Raw genomic sequence first — 23,324 nt, 5'->3', positions numbered from 1 at the left:
TATGACACCTGAAATAGTAATTGCCGGCAGAAAGATCGGCCAGAGCCATCCTCCCTATATCATTGCCGAGCTCTCTGCTAACCATAATGGCAAGCTGGAAACGGCACTGAAGATTATCGAGCAAGCCGCGAAGTCGGGCGCGGACGCGGTCAAGCTGCAGACATACCGTCCAGACACTATTACGCTGGACTCCGATGCAGATGAATTCAAGCTCAAAGGCGGCTTGTGGGACGGACGAACACTGTATGAGCTCTATGAAGAAGCCCACATGCCCTGGGAGTGGCACAAGCCGCTGTTCGAACATGCGAGGAAGGTGGGCATTCCGGTTTTCAGCTCGCCTTTCGACGCCACTGCAGTGGACCTGCTGGAGGATTTGAATGCTCCGGCCTACAAAATTGCGTCGTTTGAGGCGGTCGATTTGCCCTTGATTCGTTATGTGGCGTCTACGGGCAAACCGATGATCATTTCCACTGGCATGGCTGATGCGGAGGAAATCGAAGAGGCCATCGCCGCGGCCAGGGACGGAGGCTGTAGGGAATTGGCTATCCTACATTGTGTAAGTGGTTACCCCGCGCCGGCAGAGGACTATAACCTCCGTACCATCGGCGACATGATTGAGCGCTTTGGCCTGGTGACGGGGTTGTCAGACCACACCTTGGACAACACCACTGCGATTGCCAGCGTAGTTTTGGGCGCTTCGATTATCGAAAAGCACTTTACTCTGGACCGCAACGGCGGTGGTCCCGATGACAGCTTCTCTCTGGAACCCGCCGATCTTGCCGCATTGTGCCTGGACAGCAAAACCGCCTGGAAGGCCTTGGGCAACGTGGATTATGGGCGCAAGTCCAGTGAGCAGGGTAATGCCCAGTTTCGTCGCTCGTTGTATTTTGTCGAGGACCTGGAGGCCGGAGCCGTTATCGGCGCGGAGGCTGTCAGAAGCGTGCGCCCGGGTTTTGGGCTGGCGCCAAAGTTTATGGATGATGTGATTGGGAAAAGAGTTAATCGGGATGTTCGGAAGAATACGCCGGTGAAGGCTGATGTTATCGAAGGGTGGGAATTCTAGAGGTTGGGTGCCCCACCCCAGGGGTCTGAAGAAAATCTTCTTCTGACCCCAAGTTCGATTTGAAAGCGGGGGGTAGGTGAGCCCCAGGGGTCTGAAGAAAACTTTCTTCTGACCCCGAGCTTAATTCCAAGTTGGGGTCAGATGAACGAAGTTCATCAGACCCCTGTGCTGTTCCCCCCCTGGGGTCTGAAGAAAGCCTTCTTCTGACCCCGAGTTTGATTTGAAGATGGGGTCAGATGAACAAGTTCATCAGACCCCTGTGCCAAGATTCCTGTGCCAAGAGCACTGTGCGTTATTATCAGGAGGAAAAATGAAAAAAATCGCGGTAATCGGCCTGGGCTACGTAGGCTTGCCGCTGGCGGCTGCGTTTGGTGAGAAGCGTGAGGTCGTGGGCTTTGATATCAACAGCAAGCGCATTGCCGAGCTGAAGGATGGCGTGGATTTCACCCGGGAGGTGTCCCGGGAGGAGCTGGCGGCAGCCAGTGGGTTGTCCTTTACCGATCAGCTGGCTGACATTGCCGATTGCCAGATTTTCATCGTGACGGTGCCGACGCCGATTGATGAGTACAAGTCGCCGGATTTGACGCCGCTGATCAAGTCCAGCGAGAGCGTGGGCAAGGTGCTCAAGCGTGGCGACATCGTGATCTATGAATCCACGGTGTTCCCGGGCGCGACGGAGGAAGTCTGTGTGCCGGTGCTGGAGAAGGTCTCCGGTCTCAAGTTCAATGAGGATTTCTTCGCCGGCTACAGTCCGGAGCGGATCAATCCGGGTGACAAGGAGCACCGGGTGACTTCCATCATGAAGGTGACCTCAGGCTCCACGCCGGAAATCGCCGACGAGGTGGATGCCCTGTATGCGGATGTCATTACCGCCGGTACCCACAAGGCCAGCTCCATCAAGGTGGCGGAAGCGGCGAAGGTGATCGAGAACACCCAGCGGGATCTGAACATTGCGCTGATGAATGAGCTCTCCATGATCTTCTCCAGGATGAAGATCGATACCCATGAGGTGTTGGCCGCTGCAGGGACCAAGTGGAATTTCCTGCCGTTCAAGCCGGGCCTGGTTGGTGGCCATTGTATTGGTGTGGATCCGTATTATCTGACCCATAAGGCTCAGGCCATTGGTTATCATCCCGAGATTATTCTGGCCGGTCGTCGGGTGAACGATAATATGGGGCCTTATGCGGCGGCTGAATTGGTCAAGGCGATGATCAAGAAGGGCCACACCATTGCCGATTCCAAAGTATTGGTGATGGGTCTGACTTTTAAAGAGAACTGTCCTGATTTGCGAAATACTCGAGTGATTGATGTGATTCGCGAATTGGAAGATTTTGGTTGCCAGGTGGACGTTACCGACTGTTGGGCAGATAACGAAGAAGCCCAGCATGAATATGGCATTTCTTTAATTGAAAAGCCGGCGCAGTCTGAATACGACGCTGTTTTCCTGGCCGTGCCTCATCGGGAATATGCAAAAAAGGCCAGCTCTGAACTGCGCCAATATATGAAGGGAGATGGTGTGCTTTTCGATTTGAAAGGTGTTTTGCCGATGGGGGAGGCCGACCTCAGACTCTGATTTTTGCATCGTTATATTCTGAAAAGCCGCCACTTGGCGGCTTTTTTTATTTTACGGTTTTTTAAACAAATCTTTTTGCCAATAGAAATTTATTTGTCTATTATTGTTGGCGACTTCTGGTCACCTCCTTTTTTAAAACCCTTCTTCAAATAAGGTTTTTAATTTCATGGCAAAGATTAACGATTACTACCAGAAAAAACAGCTTATGGAGAAGCTTGCGGCCGAGCTGGAGAAGCTCGAAAAAGACCAGGCCCTGAAAAAGGAGCTGGACTTTGAAAACAAGGTTCGCGATTTGATGAAGGAGTATGACAAGTCTCCGAAGGATGTACTTCAGATTCTTGCTGCCATTGATCCTTCCATCGCCGGCACCAAAGCCGAAGCCGCCGCTGGCAGCCGCCCGAAGCGCCCGATGAAAACCTACAAGAACCCGCATACCGGTGAAGTGGTTAAAACCCGTGGGGGTAACCACAAGACTCTGAATGAGTGGCGGGAGAAGTATGGTAAAGAAGCTGTTCAGAGCTGGCAGCAGGATTGATTTTAAAGAAAGGGGTCTGAAGAAAGCCTTCTTCTGACCCCAAGTTAGATCAGAACTCCGAGTCAGATATGAAGATGGGGTCAGATGAAAGCTTTCACCTGACCCCGTCTTAAACCAAACCCTTTAGTTAAGTCTAAATTCCATATTTCCGAGCAACCTCTTTCTTAAACCCCGCCGACCCCAAAACCTTCCCACCATTTACCGTTCTCCGCATTAATTCTTTCGTTTTTTCTTCCATCGGCCGGGCAAATAATTGCCGGTATTGGCGGAGTCGTTCTCTCGGGTTCTTATCCAGCTCCATATAAAGCGGGTGCGGTTGATGCATGTCGCTGTTTTTACCCAGCCCGTGACATTGGTAACTGGACCACCAGTGATCTTCCGGATTATTCACCATGCCCGCATTGACTGGGTTCAACTCAATATAGCGCTGGCAGGTGAGCAGGTAGTTTTCTGAATCCACCAGGCAGGATCGAAACCGGCCTTCCCATAAACTGCCAGTTCGGTCATATCGCCGGTTGAAATAGCGGACATATCGCCGCCCGATGGCCTGCATGAATAATGAAATGCTTTTATCCGTTTCCGGTGTGGCGAGGAAATGAACGTGGTTATCCATTAATACCCAGGCATGCAGGGAAACGCCGTGTTCTTCGGCGTAGTTTTTCATGAGATTTGTATAGAAGGCCTGATCGCTGTGTCCGCGGAAAATGACCTGGCGGTTGTTGCCGCGTTGGACGATGTGTTGCGGGATGCCGGCGGGGCAGAAGCGTTGGGTGCGGGGCATTTCATCACATCCTTGTGACTGCTGGGTTAATTTGGTGCGGGACTTTAGGGGGTTATTGGGGAGCCGGCCGTGAACTGGATCACGGGCTGGATAATTGGGGTCTGAAGAAAGCTTTCTTCTGACCCCGTCTTGGAATTTGACTAAGGGTTTGGCGTGAACTGTGGGTCCGTAATAAAGTCGTTACCTCGGAGGGCTGAGCTGCGTGAAATGTTGAAAAGCACTGGGCAAGCTGGAAGAGGTTGAATAATTGGGTATGGGGGAAAACGGAATGGCTGAACAGCAGGTAAGAATTTTCACGTCCGCAGATGGCCAGGCACAACTTGAAGTGGCGCTGGATCAGGAGACAGTCTGGTTAAGTCAAAGCCAGATGTCTTCCCTATTTGAAACCTCCACGGATAACGTCGGTTTACACCTGAAGAATGTGTATGCAGAAGGCGAGCTTGAGGAAGATCGAACTACCGAGGATTTCTCGGTAGTTCGCCAGGAGGGCAATCGCAAGGTTCGACGTCGTATCAAGCATTACAATCTGGATGCCATTATTTCCGTGGGTTATCGAGTCAGTTCCAAACGCGCAACCCAATTTCGCCAGTGGGCGACTCAAGTTCTGAAGGACCATTTAATTAAGGGGCATACTCTCAACCAGCGTCGGTTGGCTGAGCGAGGCATTGAGTTCGAGCAGGCTGTTAACCTGCTGAGCCGCACCCTGACTAATCAGGGTCTGGTGTCCAATGAAGGCGAAGCGGTCGCCCGGGTCATCAGCGATTATGCTCGGTCCTGGAGTTTGTTGCAGGGCTATGATGAGCAGCAGCTGAGTGAAATTGGCATCAATCAACCGGACATGCAGCAATTGGATCTGGATGAGGCATTAAAAGCCATTAGTGAGCTCAAACAAGCTCTGATGGCCAAAGGCGAAGCCTCAGAGCTGTTTGGCCAGTTGCGGGGTGATGGTTTAGCCTCTGCCCTTGCAACCATAGAGCAGGGTTTTGGGGATGATCTGTTTTATCCGAATGTGGCCAGCCGGGCCGCACACTTGCTTTACTTTGTGATCAAGAATCACCCTTTGGCGGACGGCAACAAACGATGCGGCTCGTTTTTGTTTTTGTGGTATCTGCGCCGTAACGAAACGTTACTTGGAAGGCCAGTGGAGCAACTGATTAATGACAACACCCTGGTGGCATTGGCTCTGCTGGTGGCGGAAAGCCTTCCGGATCAGAAAACACTGATGATTCGTTTAATTGAGCATTTTGTGCTTTTGAAATGATCTCTGCCTACGGCTCACCACTCCTGATCCCAACCAGATTCCTCCTCAAAAGAACCTCGCTCAGCCAGCTTTAGCTCAAGGTTAAGCGCAGCAAGCAGTTTGAAGAACGTGTTAAGGCGACTGCCTCTCGGATTGTTTTCGAGCGTTGATACGGTGGCCTGTTTGATGCCAACCAGATTGGCTGCTGCTTGTTGGGTCAGGCCAAGTTCCTTTCGGGCGTTTTTGAGTGCCTGAGCTAGTTGTTCTGGTGCGGTGATTTTCATGGTTATACCCTTTGGAGGATAATTTCAAAGATATACCTTGTAGGGGATAAGGGCAAGTTTATCCTCTGGTTGGGATGAGGATTGGCACCTGGGGTCTGAAGAACGCTTTCTTCTGACCCCGTTTTGGAACCTGGCTCTGAGTTCGGCCCGAAATTGGGGTCAGAAGAAGGTTTTCTTCAGACCCCTGTGCCGGTCTCAGATCCCCTTTACCTGCGTCGACATTTTTAACGGATGAGGTTCTGGGCGGGTTCATGGTCGGATGCAAGCTACTGTAATGAGCGTTATTCCCGGTAACCGGAATGGTTCCTGCCTTGGTACCCCTGCACGTTATTAATTCATAAGGAGTTATGGAGTAACACCATGCAGGGATATGTTCGATTGTTGCAGTCAGGTTTGATCATTCTGGCGCTGGCGTTTGCGGCCAGGGTATTTGCGGTGCCGGTGACCTATGACGGGATTACGTTTCCGGATGGGGATGTGAGCTTTGCCGATGAGGTTCTTGATTATGATCCGTCGCACAGTGATGAGGCTGTGCCGACCGATCCGAATTACATGGATCCGGACGAGGCGCTGGGAGCTCCGAATTACAGCGGTACTGTTGGCTCGGTTTCCCTGGGCAGCGGGGGATTGATCGAGCTTGCGTTTACCGATAATGCGCTTACCAACAGCGGCGACGATGCCTATGACCTTCACATCTTCGAGGTAGGCCCGGATATCGAAGACACCTTTGTGGCTATCCGCCCCACGTTGGATACCCTGGACCTCCTGGGGTCAGGTTATGACAGCAATGGTGATGGGTTTTTCGAAGTTGGATCTGTGACTGGTTCGACGTCTTCCCTTGATATCGACGCCATTTTTAGCGGGTTCACCGCAGGCTCTTTGCTGTTCGATGCGGTGCAGCTGATTGATGATCCGGATAAGGACGGTCAAGGCGGTAGCACTGTCGGGGCCGATATTGATGCCGTGGGTGCGATCTACTCGGCGCCGCCGGAGCCTGAGAAACCGCCAGTGGCCAGCGTGCCTGAGCCTGGGACTATCGGCTTGCTGTCGCTTGGGTTGTTGGCTCTGGGGCTGGTGCGGCGCCGGACCTCGGGCTGAGTGGCTTGCAGGTGGGGTCTGAAGAACGCTTTCTTCTGACCCCGTCTTGGATTCTGGCTCGGAGTTAGGGCTGAAATCGGGGTCAGATGAAGGTTTTCATCAGACCCCCGTGCCACATCAGACCCCTGTGCCATGCCTGCACCGAACTTCCTTCCTTCGATTGTGAATAACCGCACACCAGCTCCCACAGCTTCTCGGCTATAGTGCCTTCGTGGCTGATCAAAAAGAACACAAAGTGGCCGCCTGCGATCGCTGGTAAAAAGAAGAATAAGCCGCGGTGGCAGTGGAGTCGGGCGTCGAAACTGGCTCTTGTAATATTAATCAGAGATGCAACCTATGAAACAGCGAGCGTATGGATACGCTGCCCTTGCCATGTTCTGCCTGGGTGTGGCGCCCGTTGCCGAGGCGGAGCTTGAGCCCATTTCCGAGGAAAGGATGGGTGAGGTGACAGGGCAGGCTTTTATGAATATTGAGAACCTGCCGGTGGGCACCACGGACTCCGGGCATGAGTTTACGCGGATGACCCTGAATATGGATATCGAGACCAGGGTCAATATTGATGATGTCGTGGTGGGCCAGATTGATGGTGGGGCGGATTTTGCTGCTAGCGATGTGGCGCTGGGCCATATTGCCCGGGAGGGTGACGGCGCCCAGTACGACGGTGTGACCTACGCGGCCGGTGAGGCCGTTCCCTTCGAGGCTTATGATCCCTATATCGAGCTGGCGGTGGATCCAAATGAGGGAGCTGAGGGAGTGTTGTCCGGCTTTCGGATGGGCTTCAAGCAGGCCCGGGGGTCTGTTTCCTCAAACACCACCTCCTTCAGTGGCGATATTGGTCTGATGATCGATGACGCAGGGACTTTGAAGCAGGCAACTTTGTTTGGGGCGGACAATGTGGCTACCCAAAAACGGGCTACTCAGGTTGGTATCGATGACGGTACCGGAAACTGCGGTACCTGTGCCCCTCTTTCTCAGCTGCGTTCACTGATTGTTGGCGCCGATGATGGCTCGGGCGTTACCGGATTTACCGATGACTTTTTTATTGGTTTCCAGCGGGAAAGTGTGAAATGGCAGAGTCCTGACAGGGCGAATGTGATTGAGGCCAGGCAGGGGGTGTTTATTAATCTGCCTACCAATATGACGGTTGATATGAGTACTTTGACCGGAGCCGGGGTGCCGCGGTTGCGGACGCATCAGACGGATTTGGGAGAGAGTTTGTTTTAGGGGTGTCTGTGTCGCACGTTGGGTCTGAAGAAAGCCTTCTTCTGACCCCGTTTTGGACTTTGGCTCCGAGTTAGGCCGGAAGTTGGGGTCAGAAGAAAGTGTTCTTCAGACCCCTGTGCCCGCTTCAGACCCCTGGCCCCTTATTGGACTGAATTTCAGGAGAAGTGGAATGCCTGGTTTAAAAGGTAAGGACGTCCATATCGACGATCGGTATCTTCATGTGGAACTGGAAGATGGCCGGGTTATTTCAACGCCGGTTTCCTGGTATCCCGAACTTGAGCAGGCTTCGATTTCGGATTTTCGCAAGTATCGATTCATTTGCGATGGCACGGGTATTGAGTGGGAGGCGTTGGATTACCACTTGAGTATTGAGGCTATGCTGTCTCGGGACGCGAAGCGGAGTGCGGCGTAAACATAGGGTCTGATGAAGGCTTTCATCTGACCCCGTCTTGGAGGCCCGGTTTCCTGGGACGGTGATTATTCGCACTGCAGTCAATTGTGACGGTACCTTTGAAGTGCTAGATTGTGTATATATAGGTTTATTTATACACATAGAGGCGGCATGAGAACGAACATTGTTATAGACGACGAGCTGATGGCCGAAGCTTTGAAGGCATCGGGTTGCGAAACCAAGAAAGAAGCTGTCGAGAAGGGCCTCAAGCTGTTGGTACAGCTGAGCAAGCAGCAGGAAATTCGAAAGTTGCGGGGCAAGATCAAGTGGGAAGGTGACCTGGATGAAATGCGGAGCGCCAGATGATTCTGGTGGATACCAGTGTCTGGATTGATTATTTCAACGGTGTCCAGAACCCGCAGACCGATCTGTTGGATGCTTCTATTATCAAGGGATCGGTTGCGATAGGCGATCTCATATTTCTTGAAATCCTCCAGGGCATTCGCAGCGACAGGGATTACCAGAGAACCCGGCAAAGCCTGCTTACTTTGGTTCAGTACGAAATGTTCGGCAAAGCAAAGGCCGAAAAGTGTGCTGAGAATTACCGGGCATTGCGGAAAAAAGGTATTACGATCCGAAAAACTGCCGATGTGATCATTGCGACGTTCTGCATTGAGGAGGGACTGCCTCTGCTGTTTCTCGATCGGGACTTTGTTCCTTTTGTTGAGCATCTGGGGCTCAAGGCGGCTTTGGGGGAGAATTAAGTTGGGGTCAGAAGAACGAGTTCTTCAGACCCCTGAGTTAGGGATCGCCCGGGAGATTGGCTTTGGCACTGGGGTCTGATGAAAGGTTTCATCTGACCCCTTCGTTTGTCTCGCACCCCTTGTTCATTCTAAACTCCGGCCATTATTCAAATTACCAGGAGTCTCCCCTTGATCCGTTCGTTCTACTGGCACGATTACGAAACCTTTGGTGTCGATCCGGTGCATGACCGGCCTGCACAGTTTGCCGGGGTTCGGACGGATGCGGATCTGAATATTATCGAGGATCCGCTGGTGATCTACTGCAAGCCGGCGGACGATTACCTGCCTTCACCGGAAGCCTGCCTGATTACCGGGATTACGCCCCAGAAAGCGGTGGAAGAGGGCTTTCCGGAGGCCGAGTTCATTGCACAGATCAATGAGGCATTCAGCCAGCCGGGGACTTGCGTGGTCGGATATAACAGCCTGCGCTTTGATGATGAGGTGACGCGGCACACGCTCTATCGGAACCTGCGTGATCCCTACGCCCGGGAATGGCAGAACGGGAATTCCCGCTGGGACATCATCGATATGGTGCGGCTGACCTATGCCCTGCGCCCCGAGGGTATCAACTGGCCGAAGAAGGAAGACGGCAGCCCCAGTTTCAAACTGGAGGAGCTGACGGTGGCCAATGGCATTGCTCACGAGAGCGCTCACGATGCCATGTCGGATGTGGAAGCGACCATTGCCGTTGCCAAGCTGATCAAGGAGAAGCAGCCCAAGCTGTTCGACTTTGTGCTGCAGCACAAGGACAAGCACTCGGCCCGGCAGATGCTGGATACCGGCACCATGAAGCCGGTGTTCCATATCTCCGCCAAGTACCCGGCCAGCCGTGGTTGTTGCGCGCTGGTGGCGCCGGTGGCGGAGCATCCTTCCAACAAGAATCTGGTGGTTGTTTATGACTTGCGGGAAGATCCGGACGAGCTGATAGCGGCCACCCCGGAGCAGATTCGTGAGCGGGTGTTTACTTCCCAGGCGGAGTTGGGCGAGGGCGTGAGCCGGTTCCCTCTCAAGGGTGTGCAGCTGAACAAGTGTCCGGTGCTGGCGCCGGCGAATATGTTGTCCACGCTATCTGCCGAGCGGTTGGCGGAGCTTGAACTGGATGGCGATGTATTGCGTGCTAACCTGGCCAAGCTACGCAAGGCGCCGGATCTTCCGGCCCGCATTGCCCAGGCGTTTGACCAGGATTTTGAGGGTAGTGATCTGACGGATCCGGATGAGCAGCTCTATGCCGGCGGGTTTATCAGCAAGACCGACCGGGAGAAACTGAATTGGCTTTTGAGCCAGCCGGTGGAAACGCTGGGGGAACAGGAAGTGCGGTTTGAGGATGATCGGCTGCAGGAGATGCTGTTCCGTTATCGCGCCCGGAATTACCCGAACACCCTGATCGGGGAGGAGATGGAGCGCTGGGAACAGTTCCGCTCCGAGCGGCTGATGCATCCGAAGAAGGGCTGGCGGTCGCTGGAGGCCTATGCCCAGGACCTGCAGCGACTGGCGGCGGATCCGGGACTGACGCCGGAGAAGCGGCATGTTCTGGAAGAGTTGCATTTTTATGGGGAATCGTTGATTCCTTATGTGTGATGGCGCAAAGGGGTCTCATGCACAGGGGTCTGATGAAAGCCTTCATCTGACCCCATCTTAGACCTTGGCACTGGGGTCTGAAGAACGCTTTCTTCTGACCCCGAGTTAGATTTCTGGTTGAGAGTTGGGGCATAGCACAGGGGTCTGAAGAACACTTTCTTCTGACCCCAAGTTAGACTGAGGCCCGTGAGTTGGATTGAAGTTGGGGTCAGATGAAGGCTTTCATCAGACCCCTGTGCGCGTCGCCCAATAGCCTTTCCTCCCGCACTTCCGTACAATATCGCTCTTCTTTTCAACACATCCATTCTGTTCAGTCTGGAGCAAGGGCATGTCTGATATTAAAAAGGTGGTTCTGGCCTATTCCGGTGGCCTGGATACTTCCGTTATCGTGCGGTGGTTGCAGGATACCTATAACTGTGAGGTGGTGACGTTCACTGCCGACATCGGCCAGGGCGAGGAAGTGGAGCCGGCGCGTGCGAAGGCGGAAGCGCTGGGCGTGAAGGAGATTTACATCGAGGATCTGCGCGAGGAGTTTGTGCGCGATTATGTGTTCCCGATGTTCCGCGCCAACACCGTTTATGAAGGTGAGTACCTGTTGGGTACTTCCATTGCCCGCCCGCTGATTTCGCGTCGTCTGATCGAGATTGCCAACGAGACCGGTGCCGATGCCATCTCCCACGGCGCCACCGGCAAGGGTAACGACCAAGTGCGTTTCGAGCTGGGTGCCTACGCGCTGAAGCCGGGTGTGAAGGTGATTGCGCCCTGGCGTGAGTGGGACCTGAATTCCCGCGAGAAGCTGATGGCCTATTGTGACGAGCGCAACATTCCGGTGGAGAAGAAGAAGGGCAAGAGCCCGTACTCCATGGATGCCAACTTGCTGCACATCTCCTACGAAGGCATCAACCTGGAAGATCCCTGGGCGGAAGCCGAGGAAGACATGTGGCGCTGGAGCGTGGCTCCGGAGAACGCCCCGGACAAGCCGACCTACATCGAGCTGACTTATGAGAAGGGTGACATCGTCGCCGTCGATGGTCAGGAGATGAAGCCCCACGAGGTTCTGGAGCACCTGAACAAGGTGGGCGGCGCCAATGGCATCGGCCGGATCGACATTGTCGAGAACCGTTATGTGGGCATGAAGTCCCGCGGCTGTTATGAAACCCCGGGCGGCACCATCATGCTGCGTGCCCACCGTGCCATCGAGTCCATCACCCTGGACCGGGAAGTGGCGCACCTGAAAGACAGCATCATGCCGCGCTACGCCGAGGTGATCTACAACGGTTACTGGTGGTCCCCGGAGCGTGAGGCTCTGCAGGCGCTGATCGACAACACCCAGGAATACGTCAACGGTACCGTCCGCCTGAAGCTGTACAAGGGCAACGTGGACGTGGTTGGCCGGAAGTCCGACGATTCCCTGTTCGACGAGAAGATCGCGACCTTTGAGGAAGATCAGGGTGCGTATGATCAGAAGGATGCGGAAGGCTTTATCAAGCTGAATGCATTGCGGTTGCGGATTGCGGCGAGCAAGGGGCGGAAGCTCTGAGTTAAGGTTGACGTGAAGACGGGGTCAGATGAACGGAGTTCATCAGACCCCAGAGTTATGCGCCAAATGCCGGGGTAGCCCCTTGGCACCGGGGGTCTGAAGAAAGCTTTCTTCTGACCCCTTTTTTATGTTTTTGCTTTGGCGTTGAGTCTAAGTTGGGGTCAGAAGAAGGTTTTCTTCAGACCCCTGAGTTACTCCGGGGTCTGATGAACTCCGTTCATCTGACCCCATCCTCACGATTCCCCACGCCGAAACTCCCCTGGCGTCTTCCCCACCACTGCCTTGAACTTCCGGTGAAACGAGGTGGTTTCGCTATATCCCAGCCTCAGTGCAATATCCGGTATCGCCATATCTGTGTTCCGCAGGTAATCCTCCGCCATTTGTTGCCGCACTTCATCCAGCAGCCGCTGGTAGGACACGCCTTCCTGGCTGAGTTTCCGTTGCAGGGTGCGGCTGGTGAGGCCGAGGTCTTCGGCGACCAGGTCCTGGCGGGTGATGCCGTGGTTGAGTTGTTGCTGGATGCTGTGTTTCACCTTTGAAATGAGGTCGTCGCCCGTCTCCAGCGAGGCAAGCTGGATGAGGGCATGGGCCTCCAGGGTTTTGCGGAGCAGGGGGTCGGGCTGGCGCAGGCGGGTGTCCAGCAGGGCTTTGGGTAGGGTAATGCAGTCTTCTTCCGCTTTGAAAGTCACGGGGCAGCGCCAGCGGTCCTGATAGGCGGCTTCCAGCTTTTGGCCGGGAGATTGCCGGCGTAGTTGGACGGCAGTTGGCGCGGTGGTGGTGTCATCTGCCAGCCAGCGGGCGTAGTTGATCCAGGAGGCGAACACGTTATCCACCAGGTGCGGGCGCACCAGCGGATCGTCGTAGTTGCAGTTCCACGTAAGTTTGAGGGTATCGCCGTGCATGGAGAGTCGGGTAGTGCCCATGTCGCCAACAAGTTTTTCAAATGGGGCAATCCGGGCGATCGCCTCACCCAGGGTGGAGCAGCTCATGGTGATGTAGCCGAGTACGCTGTAGGAGCCCGGTTGCACGAAATCGCCGGTTTCCAGGCCGAGGATGGGGTTATTTGCCAGCTCGACCAGCTGGCGGATAAAGCTCTGGAACTGCTCGCCGTTGATGCGACCGTCATCGGTTTCCAGGATGGCGGGATCCAGCCCGGCAAGGGCGATGAGAGGGCGGATATCGATGCCCGAGGCTTCGGCGGCACGGACGTATTGGCGCAGGGCGGCGACGGAGACGGTTCCGGGACTTGTCATGGTTTACGGCACGGCGTTGTTGTAGTCGTTTGATGCCGAGTATACAGGAGAAGCAGGGAGGGGCTCAGGCCAAATAAAAAGGCCAGCTAAAAAGCTGGCCTGAAAACAAGGAAAGAACGAAAGTGCCTGAAAAAATTCGTTAATCCTGTGAACTCATCGCCCATATGGCGGCGGAGGTACTGCACGGCTCCTCCGCCATGGGGGATACTGCTTGAATCCACGGTTTTAGAGTACGTATTTCCTATCGACATGTCTGTTTGTGAGTTGTGTCTCAGTGTTACGGATTGTTTTTTGGGAGTGAACATGGGGTCTGAAGAAAGCCTTCTTCTGACCCCTTTTTAGCTTTGGGGCTCGATCTAACTTGGGGTCAGAAGAATGAATTCTTCAGACCCCTGGGGTGGAGTTGGGATGTGTGAAGTCGGGGTCTGAAGAACGCTTTCTTCTGACCCCTTTTTCGGCTTCGGGTGTGCGGTCTAAGTTGGGGTCAGATGAAGGCTTTCATCAGACCCCTGGGGGGGCATCAGCTTCCAGTTAGCCTGCCTGCAGCGCCCTGGGCGAAATTTCGGTGAACCGCCGCGTTTCATAGGCCGTCATCAGCCCCTCCATGGCGGTGCGCTCCATATCATGGACGGAGGGAGAGCCTGTGCTGGCGTCAGCGCGGCAGAGGACCATGCCGGCTTCTACGGAGATGTAGCCGACGGAGGTTTTCAGGGCTTTGTGGTTGATGCCGTCAAAGATGCGCCGGAAGGTGGTGGCGGTGCAGTGTTCGCGGTTCGGGACGTAGGCAACCAGGGCGAACTGGTTGTCACCTACGCGACACAGCACATCGATGGGGCGGACCAGGGATTTCAGGCGGCGGGCGATGCCGGTGGCCAGTTCGCGCATCACTGATGGCGGGTGCTTGCGGCTCAGGTCCTGCCAGTTGCGGATGCCGCACAGGACGTAAGCGGCGGCGCCGCCCCGGGCTTCGGCGTGGCGCAGGGTTTTGTCCAGGCGGTCACGGGCGTATTTGTGGTTACACAGGCCGGTTTCCTGGTCGATGATGTTGGTGGACTCCAGCGCCCGGTTGTTCTCGATCAGCAAGGCGTTGGCCCGCAGCAGGGTGTTCTGGCGGTCGGCCATGCGGTCGGCGGCGAAGATCCGGGGGATCAGCTGCTTGGTCATGTCCGATTTGCAGATGAAGTCGTCCACGCCCCGGTCGAAGGCCTCTGACAAGGCTTCCACGCCTTCCCGGGCGGTGAGCAGGATCACATAGGTGTAGCGGTTGGCCTGTTCGTCCTGCTGCCGCACCTGGTCCGTCAGCGCCAGGCCGTCCATTTCCGGCATCAGCCAGTCGGCGATCAGCACGCTCACCGGCCGCTGCTCGATCATTTCGAGGGCGGCGGGGGCGTTGTTGGCCACGCGTATGTCTCGATAACCGGCATTTCGCAGGGTGCGTCCAACCACCATACTGCTGAACTTGGCGTCATCGACGACGAGAATGGGTAGGTCCAGGTTTGGCATAGCGTCTACTTCTTACCAGTCCATTGTCAGATGCGGTGTCTGCCGGGGCTTGGTATGATCCTCGGCATGAATCGGGGCTGTCGAGCTCGGGCCGTCAAGCTGGGGTCAGAAGAAGGATTTCTTCAGACCCCGGAGTTGGACTTGAGCTCGCGGGCTTGCACCTGGGGTCTGAAGAACGCTTTCTTCTGACCCCATTTTGGAGTGACCCGCTAAGTTGGGGTCAGATGAAAGTCTTCATCAGACCCCGGCAGGCCCATCGCCCCGAACTATTTGCCATTATACTTCTGCCAGATTTTGGAGAATGACGACCATGCCCTCTTTTGACATAGTTTCTGAAATAGATATGCACGAAGTCACAAATGCGGTGGATCAGGCCAAGCGGGAGCTGGGTAACCGGTGGGACTTCAAGAACGTGGAGGCGGATATTGAGCTGGAGGGCGAGCGCATCACCATCAGCGCCGAGCAGGAGTTCCAGCTGGAGCAGTTGAGGGACATGCTGCGGATGGCGTTTGCCAAGCGCAACATCGATACCCGGGCGCTGGCGGAGGAAGGCGACTCCAAGGCCGGCAAGCTGGTGAAGCAGCATTTCACCCTCAAGCAGGGTATCGAGACTGACAAGGCCAAGAAGATCGTCAAAATGATCAAGGACCAGAAGATGAAGGTCCAGGCCAGCATCCAGGGCGACAAGGTCCGGGTGACCGGCAAGAAGCGAGACGATCTGCAGGTGGCGATTGCCATGCTCAAGGAAGCCGAGCTGGATATTCCGCTGCAGTTCAATAACTTCCGCGACTGATCCGGAGGCATTCCTATCCTTTTCTCCACCCGCTGGGCCCTGGTCCGGGACACGCTATACACCTACACCCGCTGGCAGGTGATTGCCCTGCTGTTCCTGGGTTTCTCGGCGGGCCTGCCATTCCTGCTGGTGTTTTCCACCCTGAATGCGCGGCTGGCGGATGTGGGCGTGGAGACCGCCACCATCGGATTCTTCAGCTGGCTGGGGATCACCTATTCGATCAAGGTCTTCTGGGCGCCGGTGGTGGATCGCCTGAAACTGCCGGTGCTGGACCGGGTGTTCGGCAAACGCCGGAGCTGGATTCTGCTGGCCCAGGCGGGCATTGCCACCGGGCTATACCTGATGGCCCAGGTTGATGCCACGGTGAATCCCGAACTGATGGCCTGGTGTGGTCTGCTGGTGGCGTTTTCCTCGGCGACCCAAGATATCGGCATCGATGCCTACCGGATCGAGATTGCCGAGGAACGGCTGCAGGCGGCGCTGGCGGCGACCTACATTTTTGGTTACCGGCTGGCGTTGCTGGTGGCCGGGGCGGGGGCCCTGTACCTGGCAGAGTTCTGGTCCTGGCAGGTGTCCTACGAGGTGATGGCGGCGCTGGTGGGCGTTGGCGTGCTGACCGTGCTGATCGCCCGGGAGCCGCAGGTCAATCATTTTGCTGCGGCGGCGGATATTGCCCACAAAATCCAAGATGAGGCGGCGAAGCGGAGCCACCTGTCCCCGCGCCTGGCACGGATGGCCGGATGGTTCTATGCGGCTGTGGCGGGACCCTTCCTGGATTTCTTCCGCCGGTACCGGGAGTTGGCCGTGGCGATTCTGGTGCTGGTGGCCGTGTACCGGATCTCCGATATCGCCATGGGTGTGATGGCCAATCCCTTCTACCTGGATTTCATGGGCTTCTCCAAGACCCAGGTGGCGGATGTCACCAAAATCTTCGGCTTCTTCATGACCATCGCCGGCTCCCTGGTTGGTGGTGTTCTGGTGGTGCGTTACGGCGTGCGTAAGATCCTCTTGGCCGGCGCGATCATGACCGCGGCGACCAACCTGTTGTTTGTGTTTCTCGCGCAGTATCCTCCGGATATTGTCACCCTGGCGGTGGTGGTCAGTGCCGATAACCTGAGTGGCGGGATTGCCAACGTGGCGTTGATTGCCTGGTTGTCGAGTATGACGAGTGCTTCGTTTACTGCGACGCAGTATGCGTTGTTCAGTTCGCTGATGACGTTGCCGGGCAAGTTCCTGGGCGGGTTTTCCGGGATTGTGGTGGCGGACTTCGGGTATGCGGAGTTCTTTACCATCTCCGCGATTATGGGGATACCGGCGATTATGTTGGTGCTATTCCTGATGAGTCGTGGGGAGCGGCTGGATGCCTTGGCGCCCGGGGCAGAGGCGGAACGTGGGGTCTGATGAAAGCTTTCATCTGACCCCGATTTGGACGAGAACTCTGGGGTTAGACCGAAAAGTGGGGCCTGGCTCAGGGGTCTGATGAAAGCCTTCATCTGACCCCAATTTCAGTCTAGCCTTGGAGTTTTCGTCCAAGTTGGGGTCAGAAGAAGGCTTTCTTCAGACCCCTGTGCCTGGCCCAGCCCCTTGTGCGAAACCCTCACGGCTGCCACTGGTACTTGCGCATCGACACCCGCCCATTCACCACCTCCACCCCTTCTGCCTCAAGCAGCCCAACCTGAGTCCTGAACATCTCCGAATCCTTCGGAAACGCAATTTCACCGGAGCTGCGAATTACCCGGAACCAGGGCACCTCGTGACCTTCCGGCAATTGCCCCAGGGCCCGGCCGACGAAGCGGGCTTGTCGGCCGAGGCCGGCCATGTGGGCGACCTGGCCGTAGCTGGCGACTTTGCCCTGGGGGATGGCGTGGACGACTTGCCAGATTTTTTGGGGTTTGGTGGGTTCCATGGTCATGGGATTATGAGTGAAATTGGGGCGAGATGTCGGGTTGGGGTCTGAAGAAAACCTTCTTCTGACCCCTGCTTGGAATTCAACTCCAAGGCCAGAGCCAAGATGGGGTCAGAAGAACAAGTTCTTCAGACCCCTGTGCTGTGTTCTCAGCCCCCTGTGCCAAGGCCCCGTCTTGAGCTTTCCCTCAGAGCCGCAGGCCACCGTCGATTTCGATCACCCGCCCGGAGGCATAGTCGTTCTCAAAGATAAACGCCACCGTCGAGGCAATCTCTTCCGGCTTGCCCATGCGCTTCAACGGAATGCCGGCGGTCATTTTCTCGAGGGCTTCGGGTTTCATGGAGCCGGTCATTTCGGTTTCGATGAAGCCGGGGGCGATGCCCATGCAGCGGATACCGTAGCGGGCGAGTTCTTTGGCCCAGACCGGGACCAGGGCGGAGACGCCGGCTTTGGCGGCGGAGTAGTTGCTCTGGCCCATGTTGCCGGCGCGGGAGATGGAGGCGATGTTGACGATCACACCCTGGTCACCGTTCTCGATCATGCGGGTGGCGGCTTCACGGCCGCACAGGAACACGCCGGTGAGGTTGACGTCGATGACGGACTGCCACTGGGACAGTTCCATGCGCTTATCGACCTTGCCGTCTTTGACCTTCACCATCAGGCCGTCGCGCAGGATGCCGGCGTTGTTGACCAGGCCGTTGAGTTGGCCGAAGTCCTCAACGACGGTTTTGAAGGTGGCTTCCACCTCATCCTCTTTGACCACGTTACAGACGTAGGTTTTGGCCTCGCCGCCGGCGTTAGTGCAGGCTTCGGCAGCTTCGGCCAGTTTTTCCGGCATCAGGTCGATCAGTGCCACTTTGGCGCCTTTGCCCGCCAGGTATTCGGCCATGGCGCGGCCCAGACCCTGGCCGCCGCCGGTGATTGCAATCACGGAATCTTGAAGTTTCATGGTTTGCCCTAATTGAGTTATCAGGTGGTTTTACGTTTCTGTGTGCCGCGATGAGTAGTTTTTTGTGGTTGGGAGTATAACCGTGAACGTGGGGGCAGATGAACGCTTTCATCTGCCCCCTGTTTGGACGGAGACTTTGGGGCTGGATCTTAAGATGGGGTCAGAAGAACGAGTTCTTCAGACCCCTGTGCATATACATACCAAGAGGAGGCACTTTGGCCATCTTTCTTTTCTTATTCATAGTCATGCCGATCGCCGAGATGGCGGTGTTGATTCAGGTGGGCGGCATGATTGGTGTGCTCAATACCATCGGGCTGGTGCTGCTGACGGCGGTGATCGGTGCCTGGCTGTTGCGTCAGCAGGGGCTGGCAACCTTGCTTCGGGCGCGGCAGCGGCTGAACAGTGGTGAGTTGCCGGCGCGCGAGGTGGCCGAGGGGCTGATTCTGGCGGTGGGCGGTGCGTTGTTGCTGACGCCGGGCTTTATCACGGACACCATCGGTTTCCTGTGCCTGATTCCCGGCACCCGTCATTTCTTCGCGGCCCAAGTGCTCAAGCGGATGGTGATTTCCGGCCAGAGCAGCAGTTTCTATTTCCGCGCCGGCGGGGGCGATCCTTTCGGTCAGGATCCGTTTGGTGGCCGGGACAATCCCTTTGGTCGGCAGGGTCCGTTTGGCCGGGATGAGAACGGCGACATCATCGAGGGTGAGTACCAGGACCAGACCGAGCGGGACCACGATCGCATCGAAAAAAAGTGAAAAAATTTTTCATCCCGGGTGTTGAAAATACCTACGCCAACCCCATTAAGGTCTCACAAGTTCGCTGCGGGCTGATATCGGCTGTAAATCAGCCGGTTATGCAGCCGGGCAATTTGGCTGGACAGGGCATCGCTCCGTCCAACCTCATTAACAACTGTCATTGCCACATTAATCTGACTATTGGAGAAACCGAGCAATGAAAATTCGTCCGCTACACGATCGTGTTGTCGTGCGCCGTAAGGAAGAAGAAGAGAAAACTGCGGGTGGCATCGTGCTGCCGGGTAACGCCAAAGAGAAGCCTTCCCAGGGTGAAGTGATTGCCGTTGGTAACGGCCGCATCCTGGATAACGGCGAAACGCGCGCCCTGGCGGTCAAGGTGGGTGACACCGTGGTTTTCGGCCAGTACGCCGGTAACACCGTCAAGATCGACGGTGAAGAGCTGCTCATCATGAGCGAGAACGACATCTACGGCGTGCTTGAGTGATCGCTGAGGCGACAGGCACGAACGCTCATTAATCCGATTGGTTCAATTTCGGTTTAACGAACAGGAATAGAAGACATGGCAGCAAAAGAAGTTAAATTCGGTGATAACGCGCGCAAGCGCATGGTCGCAGGTGTCAACATCCTGGCGGACGCGGTCAAGGTAACCCTGGGTCCCAAGGGCCGTAACGTGGTTCTGGAGAAGTCTTTCGGTGCTCCGACCGTCACCAAGGACGGCGTGTCCGTGGCGAAGGAAATCGAGCTTTCCGACAAGTTCGAGAACATGGGCGCCCAGATGGTGAAGGAAGTGGCTTCCCAGGCCAACGAGAACGCCGGTGACGGTACCACTACCGCAACCGTTCTGGCCCAGTCCATCGTCAACGAGGGTATCAAGGCCGTTACTGCCGGCATGAACCCGATGGATCTGAAGCGCGGCATCGACAAGGCAACCACCGAAGCCGTCAAGGCGATTCGCGAAATGGCGACTCCCTGCAACGACAGCCGTAACATCGCCCAGGTTGGCACTATCTCCGCCAACGGCGACGAGACCATCGGCAAGCTGATCGCGGATGCGATGGAGCGTGTTGGTCAGGAAGGCGTCATCACCGTTGAGGAAGGTCGCAGCCTGGAAGACGAGCTGGACGTGGTTGAAGGTATGCAGTTCGACCGCGGCTTCCTGAGCCCGTACTTCATCAACAACCAGGACAACATGTCTGCCGAGCTGGATGACCCGTACATCCTGCTGGTCGACAAGAAGATCTCCAACATCCGCGAACTGCTGCCGGTGCTGGAAGCTGTTGCGAAAGCCGGCAAGCCGCTGCAGATCATCGCCGAAGACATCGAAGGCGAAGCCCTGGCGACTCTGGTTGTGAACAACATGCGTGGCATCGTGAAGGTCAACGCCGTGAAGGCGCCTGGCTTCGGTGACCGTCGAAAGGAAATGCTGCAGGACATCGCCATCCTGACCGGTGGTACTGTGATTTCCGAAGAAGTGGGCCTGACCCTGGAGAACACCACCCTGGATGACCTGGGCACCGCCAAGCGTGTCAATGTCACCAAGGAAAACACCACCATCATCGGCGGTGTGGGTGCCCAGGCGGACATCGAGGCTCGCGTTGAGCAGATCCGCAAGCAGATCGAAGACAGCACCTCCGACTACGACAAGGAGAAGCTGCAGGAGCGCGTAGCCAAGCTGGCTGGCGGTGTTGCCGTGATCAAGGTTGGCGCTGGCTCCGAAGTGGAAATGAAAGAGAAGAAGGCCCGCGTTGAAGACGCGCTGCACTCCACCCGCGCTGCCGTTGAAGAAGGCATCGTGGCCGGTGGTGGTGTTACCCTGATCCGCGCCATTGCGGCTCTGGACAAGGTGGACGCTATCAACGAAGAGCAGAAGGCCGGTGTCAACATCCTGCGCCGTGCCATGGAAGCTCCGCTGCGCCAGATCGTGTTCAACGCTGGTGGCGAGTCTTCCGTAGTCGTTGCCAAGGTTCGTGACGGCGAAGGTGCCTTCGGCTACAACGCGGCCACCGAGACCTACGGCGACATGCTGGAAATGGGTATCCTGGATCCTGCCAAGGTAACCCGTTCCGCGCTGCAGGCTGCTGCTTCCGTGGCATCCCTGATCATCACCACCGAGGCGATGGTTGCGGATGAGCCGCAGGAAGAAGGCGCTGGTGGCGGCATGCCGGACATGGGTGGCATGGGCGGAATGGGAGGCATGGGCGGCATGATGTAATGCCGGCCAGATCCCGACCGGGCCCCGAATTCTGAGGCCCGGCCCGATCTACCCTGAAAAACCCCGCACCGGGTCGCACTGGTGCGGGGTTTTTTCGTTTTTTGTCATGAACTTGCCCCATGCGTTTGCTAGACTCGGATTCCAGACTTTTTTGTGTGTATTAATGAATGAGTGACACCGAAACCAAATCCTTTTTCCGCCTGGGCAAGCTGCTGTTGCTGTTCCTGCTCGGGGCGCTGGTGTATGTGGTGGCACTCGTGATCCTGGTGCCCGCCGGCTGGGTGTGGCAGCAGGCCTCCGCCCATGTGAATCTGCCGCCCCAGGTGCAGGTCCGGCAGGTGTCGGGCAAGCTGTGGGACGGTGCCGCCGGGGTCGTTGTTGCCGGTTATCCGCTACGGGTGGATTGGGCGCTGGGCTGGCCTTCCCTTGGTGGAATGACATTGCCGGTGGCTATCACACTGGATACGGCACAATCCTCGCTCCAGGGTGACCTGACGATGGGCTGGCCCCTCAGTGCCGCGCTGGATGCCTCGGGGCATATCGGGGTGGCCGAGTTCCGGGAGCTGATCCGCAAGAACCGAGGCGCCATGATTGAAGGCGATGTCACCATCGAGCGCCTGCAACTGGCCTGGGAAGATAACCGCGTTACCCGGGCCGATGGCCTCGCCCGCTGGCCGGGCGGCCGGGTGACTTGGCCCATGGGGGACCAGACCGGTTCGGCGGATTTCCCGCCCATGCAGGCCAACCTGGATACGGTCCAGGGTGGGGTGGAACTGAAGATTGCCGAGCAGGGCGGCAGCGGGCCCGCGGCCCAGGCCAACCTGCTCTGGAACGGAATGATGGAAATCCAGGTCTACAAGCGTATGGTGGATCTGGCCGACCAGCCCTGGTCGGATTCGGCAAGTCCGGACGATGTGGTGTTCCGGGTCCGGCAACCGTTGATTCGTGGAGGCCTTTAACATGATGGTCTTTCCTCGCCAGGCCCAGGCCCGCGTATCCCGGATCCTTGCCAATCTCCTGCTTCTTGGGCTGACGCTCTACCTCGCGGTTGCGCTGGCCCGGGTCACCTGGCTGGTTGCCTGGGATGACCGGCCGGTACCGGTGGCGCCTTCTCAGGAGGCGCTGGGAATGGCCGCATCCGGTGGCCAGGATTTCCCCATCGCCGGTTATGATTTCTTCGGTCGCCCCAGTGTTCAGGCGGGCGTGGCAGAATCCGTGAAACGCTCGGCACCGGAGACCGGCCTGCGCCTGCGGCTCGAAGGGGTGCTGGTTGGCGAACGCCCCGAGGGTTCCGGTGCTATAGTTGCAGGAAGTAACGGCGAAACCGCGTATTATCGGGTGGGTGACATGCTGCCCGGCAATGCCGAACTGGCCGAGGTGGAACCGGACCGGATCCTGCTGCGTCGGGGTGGACGCTACGAGTCACTGACCTTCGAGGAGTCCACCGATTCCGGCATGGTTGCAGAGGTGGAGGATGTGCCGGCAGAATCGTCTCCGGATGCGTTTCTGGCCAGTGTTCGGGAGCAGGTGGATAGCCAGGGTGCGGCGGTGCTGGCCCAGTACGGCCTGAGCCCGGTGGATGATAGCGGCATGTCCGGTTATGCCTACGACGGCTCCAACGCCATGCTCAATGCCGTCAACCTTCAGGCCGGCGACGTGATCACCGCCATCAACGGCCAGCGGCTGGGTGATCTGGAACAGGACAAATCCCTGCTGGAAAGCTGGCGCGGCCAGGCCCAGCTGGCCATCGAAATCGAGCGTGACGGAAGCATCCTCACCGTTAGTTATGCCATACCCGAGCAGTGGCGCTGACCGGGATCAACGATACAGGACGAAATCGCCA

24 protein-coding genes are annotated in these 23,324 nt (G+C 56.6%); 18 read left to right on the top strand and 6 right to left on the bottom strand.

The features are described 5' to 3' along the window. The first annotated feature begins 1 nt into the window (after window position 1). The 3 genes from pseI (at window position 2) to BM254_RS06740 (ending at window position 3,171) form a co-directional block, all read left to right on the top strand. The gene (gene pseI / locus BM254_RS06750; protein WP_092000572.1) at window positions 2–1,063 is read left to right on the top strand and encodes a pseudaminic acid synthase; all 1,062 of its coding nucleotides are present in this window, start codon (window positions 2–4) and stop codon (window positions 1,061–1,063) included. 310 nt (window positions 1,064–1,373) lie between these two features. Next, a complete protein-coding gene (gene tviB, locus BM254_RS06745; RefSeq protein ID WP_092000569.1) occupies window positions 1,374–2,636 on the top strand; it encodes a Vi polysaccharide biosynthesis UDP-N-acetylglucosamine C-6 dehydrogenase TviB in 1,263 nt (420 codons plus the stop codon). A 166-nt stretch (window positions 2,637–2,802) separates the two neighbouring features. Then, complete coding sequence (locus tag BM254_RS06740) at window positions 2,803–3,171, top strand: histone-like nucleoid-structuring protein, MvaT/MvaU family (RefSeq protein ID WP_092000565.1); 369 nt, start codon at window positions 2,803–2,805, stop codon at window positions 3,169–3,171. A gap of 133 nt (window positions 3,172–3,304) precedes the next feature. Here the strand turns inward: BM254_RS06740 and BM254_RS06735 are convergent, their stop codons facing one another. Then, window positions 3,305–3,952, bottom strand: a complete 648-nt coding sequence (locus tag BM254_RS06735; protein ID WP_092000562.1) for a transposase — start codon at window positions 3,950–3,952, stop codon at window positions 3,305–3,307. Window positions 3,953–4,220: 268 nt separating this feature from the next. Between BM254_RS06735 and BM254_RS06730 the strand changes: the two genes are divergently transcribed. After that, window positions 4,221–5,213 carry a virulence RhuM family protein/type II toxin-antitoxin system death-on-curing family toxin gene (locus BM254_RS06730; protein WP_092000803.1) on the top strand — a complete coding sequence of 331 codons (993 nt, stop codon included), beginning with the start codon at window positions 4,221–4,223 and terminating at the stop codon, window positions 5,211–5,213. A 14-nt stretch (window positions 5,214–5,227) separates the two neighbouring features. Here the strand turns inward: BM254_RS06730 and BM254_RS06725 are convergent, their stop codons facing one another. Further along, entirely contained in the window at window positions 5,228–5,476 is a 249-nt protein-coding gene (locus BM254_RS06725) for a helix-turn-helix domain-containing protein (protein ID WP_092000559.1), read from the bottom strand. 360 nt (window positions 5,477–5,836) lie between these two features. On the opposite strand from BM254_RS06725, the gene BM254_RS06720 reads away from it, so the two are divergent. The 7 genes from BM254_RS06720 (at window position 5,837) to BM254_RS06690 (ending at window position 12,110) form a co-directional block, all read left to right on the top strand. Beyond that, window positions 5,837–6,574 carry a PEP-CTERM sorting domain-containing protein gene (locus tag BM254_RS06720; RefSeq protein ID WP_092000556.1) on the top strand — a complete coding sequence of 246 codons (738 nt, stop codon included), beginning with the start codon at window positions 5,837–5,839 and terminating at the stop codon, window positions 6,572–6,574. Window positions 6,575–6,910: 336 nt separating this feature from the next. Continuing rightward, window positions 6,911–7,798: a hypothetical protein gene (locus tag BM254_RS06715; RefSeq protein ID WP_092000553.1), complete on the top strand. Its 888-nt coding sequence runs from the start codon at window positions 6,911–6,913 to the stop codon at window positions 7,796–7,798. Window positions 7,799–7,967: 169 nt separating this feature from the next. Continuing rightward, window positions 7,968–8,210 (top strand): DUF2442 domain-containing protein, encoded by a 243-nt coding sequence (locus BM254_RS06710; protein WP_092000550.1) that lies wholly within the window; start codon window positions 7,968–7,970, stop codon window positions 8,208–8,210. Window positions 8,211–8,360: 150 nt separating this feature from the next. Beyond that, window positions 8,361–8,555: a type II toxin-antitoxin system VapB family antitoxin gene (locus BM254_RS06705; RefSeq protein WP_092000547.1), complete on the top strand. Its 195-nt coding sequence runs from the start codon at window positions 8,361–8,363 to the stop codon at window positions 8,553–8,555. After that, window positions 8,552–8,953, top strand: coding sequence for a type II toxin-antitoxin system VapC family toxin (gene vapC / locus BM254_RS06700; protein WP_092000544.1), 402 nt, complete (start codon window positions 8,552–8,554; stop codon window positions 8,951–8,953). The genes BM254_RS06705 and vapC overlap by 4 nt, the downstream gene beginning before the upstream one ends. A 168-nt stretch (window positions 8,954–9,121) precedes the next feature. After that, window positions 9,122–10,570: an exodeoxyribonuclease I gene (gene sbcB, locus BM254_RS06695; RefSeq protein ID WP_092000542.1), complete on the top strand. Its 1,449-nt coding sequence runs from the start codon at window positions 9,122–9,124 to the stop codon at window positions 10,568–10,570. A gap of 328 nt (window positions 10,571–10,898) precedes the next feature. Continuing rightward, a complete protein-coding gene (locus BM254_RS06690) occupies window positions 10,899–12,110 on the top strand; it encodes an argininosuccinate synthase (RefSeq protein ID WP_092000539.1) in 1,212 nt (403 codons plus the stop codon). Between the two features lie 233 nt (window positions 12,111–12,343). On the opposite strand, the gene BM254_RS06685 is transcribed toward BM254_RS06690, so the two are convergent. After that, entirely contained in the window at window positions 12,344–13,363 is a 1,020-nt protein-coding gene (locus BM254_RS06685; RefSeq protein WP_092000536.1) for an AraC family transcriptional regulator, read from the bottom strand. A gap of 531 nt (window positions 13,364–13,894) precedes the next feature. After that, entirely contained in the window at window positions 13,895–14,866 is a 972-nt protein-coding gene (locus BM254_RS06680; protein WP_092000534.1) for a response regulator, read from the bottom strand. A 310-nt stretch (window positions 14,867–15,176) separates the two neighbouring features. Between BM254_RS06680 and BM254_RS06675 the strand changes: the two genes are divergently transcribed. Together BM254_RS06675 and BM254_RS06670 are read left to right on the top strand one after the other, a co-directional pair. Continuing rightward, window positions 15,177–15,659 carry a YajQ family cyclic di-GMP-binding protein gene (locus BM254_RS06675; protein WP_092000800.1) on the top strand — a complete coding sequence of 161 codons (483 nt, stop codon included), beginning with the start codon at window positions 15,177–15,179 and terminating at the stop codon, window positions 15,657–15,659. A gap of 78 nt (window positions 15,660–15,737) precedes the next feature. Further along, complete coding sequence (locus tag BM254_RS06670; protein WP_175497209.1) at window positions 15,738–17,060, top strand: AmpG family muropeptide MFS transporter; 1,323 nt, start codon at window positions 15,738–15,740, stop codon at window positions 17,058–17,060. A gap of 196 nt (window positions 17,061–17,256) precedes the next feature. On the opposite strand, the gene BM254_RS06665 is transcribed toward BM254_RS06670, so the two are convergent. Continuing rightward, complete coding sequence (locus tag BM254_RS06665) at window positions 17,257–17,571, bottom strand: MGMT family protein (protein WP_092000532.1); 315 nt, start codon at window positions 17,569–17,571, stop codon at window positions 17,257–17,259. A 181-nt stretch (window positions 17,572–17,752) separates the two neighbouring features. Beyond that, window positions 17,753–18,514 (bottom strand): SDR family oxidoreductase, encoded by a 762-nt coding sequence (locus tag BM254_RS06660; protein ID WP_092000529.1) that lies wholly within the window; start codon window positions 18,512–18,514, stop codon window positions 17,753–17,755. A 215-nt stretch (window positions 18,515–18,729) separates the two neighbouring features. Between BM254_RS06660 and BM254_RS06655 the strand changes: the two genes are divergently transcribed. The 5 genes from BM254_RS06655 to BM254_RS06635 all read left to right on the top strand — a co-directional run bounded on the left by BM254_RS06655 (window position 18,730) and on the right by BM254_RS06635 (window position 23,293). Further along, window positions 18,730–19,269 carry an FxsA family protein gene (locus BM254_RS06655; protein ID WP_092000527.1) on the top strand — a complete coding sequence of 180 codons (540 nt, stop codon included), beginning with the start codon at window positions 18,730–18,732 and terminating at the stop codon, window positions 19,267–19,269. A gap of 196 nt (window positions 19,270–19,465) precedes the next feature. Further along, window positions 19,466–19,753 carry a co-chaperone GroES gene (groES, locus tag BM254_RS06650; RefSeq protein WP_092000524.1) on the top strand — a complete coding sequence of 96 codons (288 nt, stop codon included), beginning with the start codon at window positions 19,466–19,468 and terminating at the stop codon, window positions 19,751–19,753. Between the two features lie 75 nt (window positions 19,754–19,828). Continuing rightward, entirely contained in the window at window positions 19,829–21,481 is a 1,653-nt protein-coding gene (gene groL / locus BM254_RS06645) for a chaperonin GroEL (protein ID WP_092000521.1), read from the top strand. A 167-nt stretch (window positions 21,482–21,648) separates the two neighbouring features. After that, window positions 21,649–22,440, top strand: a complete 792-nt coding sequence (gspN, locus tag BM254_RS06640) for a type II secretion system protein N (RefSeq protein WP_092000518.1) — start codon at window positions 21,649–21,651, stop codon at window positions 22,438–22,440. 1 nt (window position 22,441) lies between these two features. Continuing rightward, complete coding sequence (locus BM254_RS06635; RefSeq protein WP_092000516.1) at window positions 22,442–23,293, top strand: type II secretion system protein N; 852 nt, start codon at window positions 22,442–22,444, stop codon at window positions 23,291–23,293. Window positions 23,294–23,324: the final 31 nt, after the last annotated feature.

Origin of the sequence: Marinobacter pelagius (assembly GCF_900114925.1) — a bacterium.
In the GTDB taxonomy this organism is placed as follows: domain Bacteria; phylum Pseudomonadota; class Gammaproteobacteria; order Pseudomonadales; family Oleiphilaceae; genus Marinobacter; species Marinobacter pelagius.
Note: the sequence above shows the minus strand (reverse complement) of the source record. Positions and strands in the feature narration are given on the sequence as shown.

Excerpts from the sequence above, each read along its gene's own strand:
- BM254_RS06705 (WP_092000547.1), top strand. The coding sequence starts at position 8,361 with ATGAGAACGAACATTGTTATAGACGACGAGCTGATGGCCGAAGCTTTG.
- BM254_RS06690 (WP_092000539.1), top strand. The coding sequence starts at position 10,899 with ATGTCTGATATTAAAAAGGTGGTTCTGGCCTATTCCGGTGGCCTGGAT.
- BM254_RS06680 (WP_092000534.1), bottom strand. The coding sequence starts at position 14,866 with ATGCCAAACCTGGACCTACCCATTCTCGTCGTCGATGACGCCAAGTTC.
- BM254_RS06665 (WP_092000532.1), bottom strand. The coding sequence starts at position 17,571 with ATGACCATGGAACCCACCAAACCCCAAAAAATCTGGCAAGTCGTCCAC.
- groES (WP_092000524.1), top strand. The coding sequence starts at position 19,466 with ATGAAAATTCGTCCGCTACACGATCGTGTTGTCGTGCGCCGTAAGGAA.
- gspN (WP_092000518.1), top strand. The coding sequence starts at position 21,649 with ATGAGTGACACCGAAACCAAATCCTTTTTCCGCCTGGGCAAGCTGCTG.
- vapC (WP_092000544.1), top strand. The coding sequence starts at position 8,552 with ATGATTCTGGTGGATACCAGTGTCTGGATTGATTATTTCAACGGTGTC.
- BM254_RS06635 (WP_092000516.1), top strand. The coding sequence starts at position 22,442 with ATGATGGTCTTTCCTCGCCAGGCCCAGGCCCGCGTATCCCGGATCCTT.
- BM254_RS06735 (WP_092000562.1), bottom strand. The coding sequence starts at position 3,952 with ATGCCCCGCACCCAACGCTTCTGCCCCGCCGGCATCCCGCAACACATC.
- BM254_RS06710 (WP_092000550.1), top strand. The coding sequence starts at position 7,968 with ATGCCTGGTTTAAAAGGTAAGGACGTCCATATCGACGATCGGTATCTT.
- BM254_RS06725 (WP_092000559.1), bottom strand. The coding sequence starts at position 5,476 with ATGAAAATCACCGCACCAGAACAACTAGCTCAGGCACTCAAAAACGCC.
- BM254_RS06730 (WP_092000803.1), top strand. The coding sequence starts at position 4,221 with ATGGCTGAACAGCAGGTAAGAATTTTCACGTCCGCAGATGGCCAGGCA.
- tviB (WP_092000569.1), top strand. The coding sequence starts at position 1,374 with ATGAAAAAAATCGCGGTAATCGGCCTGGGCTACGTAGGCTTGCCGCTG.
- pseI (WP_092000572.1), top strand. The coding sequence starts at position 2 with ATGACACCTGAAATAGTAATTGCCGGCAGAAAGATCGGCCAGAGCCAT.
- BM254_RS06660 (WP_092000529.1), bottom strand. The coding sequence starts at position 18,514 with ATGAAACTTCAAGATTCCGTGATTGCAATCACCGGCGGCGGCCAGGGT.
- BM254_RS06720 (WP_092000556.1), top strand. The coding sequence starts at position 5,837 with ATGCAGGGATATGTTCGATTGTTGCAGTCAGGTTTGATCATTCTGGCG.
- BM254_RS06715 (WP_092000553.1), top strand. The coding sequence starts at position 6,911 with ATGAAACAGCGAGCGTATGGATACGCTGCCCTTGCCATGTTCTGCCTG.
- groL (WP_092000521.1), top strand. The coding sequence starts at position 19,829 with ATGGCAGCAAAAGAAGTTAAATTCGGTGATAACGCGCGCAAGCGCATG.
- BM254_RS06740 (WP_092000565.1), top strand. The coding sequence starts at position 2,803 with ATGGCAAAGATTAACGATTACTACCAGAAAAAACAGCTTATGGAGAAG.
- BM254_RS06685 (WP_092000536.1), bottom strand. The coding sequence starts at position 13,363 with ATGACAAGTCCCGGAACCGTCTCCGTCGCCGCCCTGCGCCAATACGTC.
- BM254_RS06675 (WP_092000800.1), top strand. The coding sequence starts at position 15,177 with ATGCCCTCTTTTGACATAGTTTCTGAAATAGATATGCACGAAGTCACA.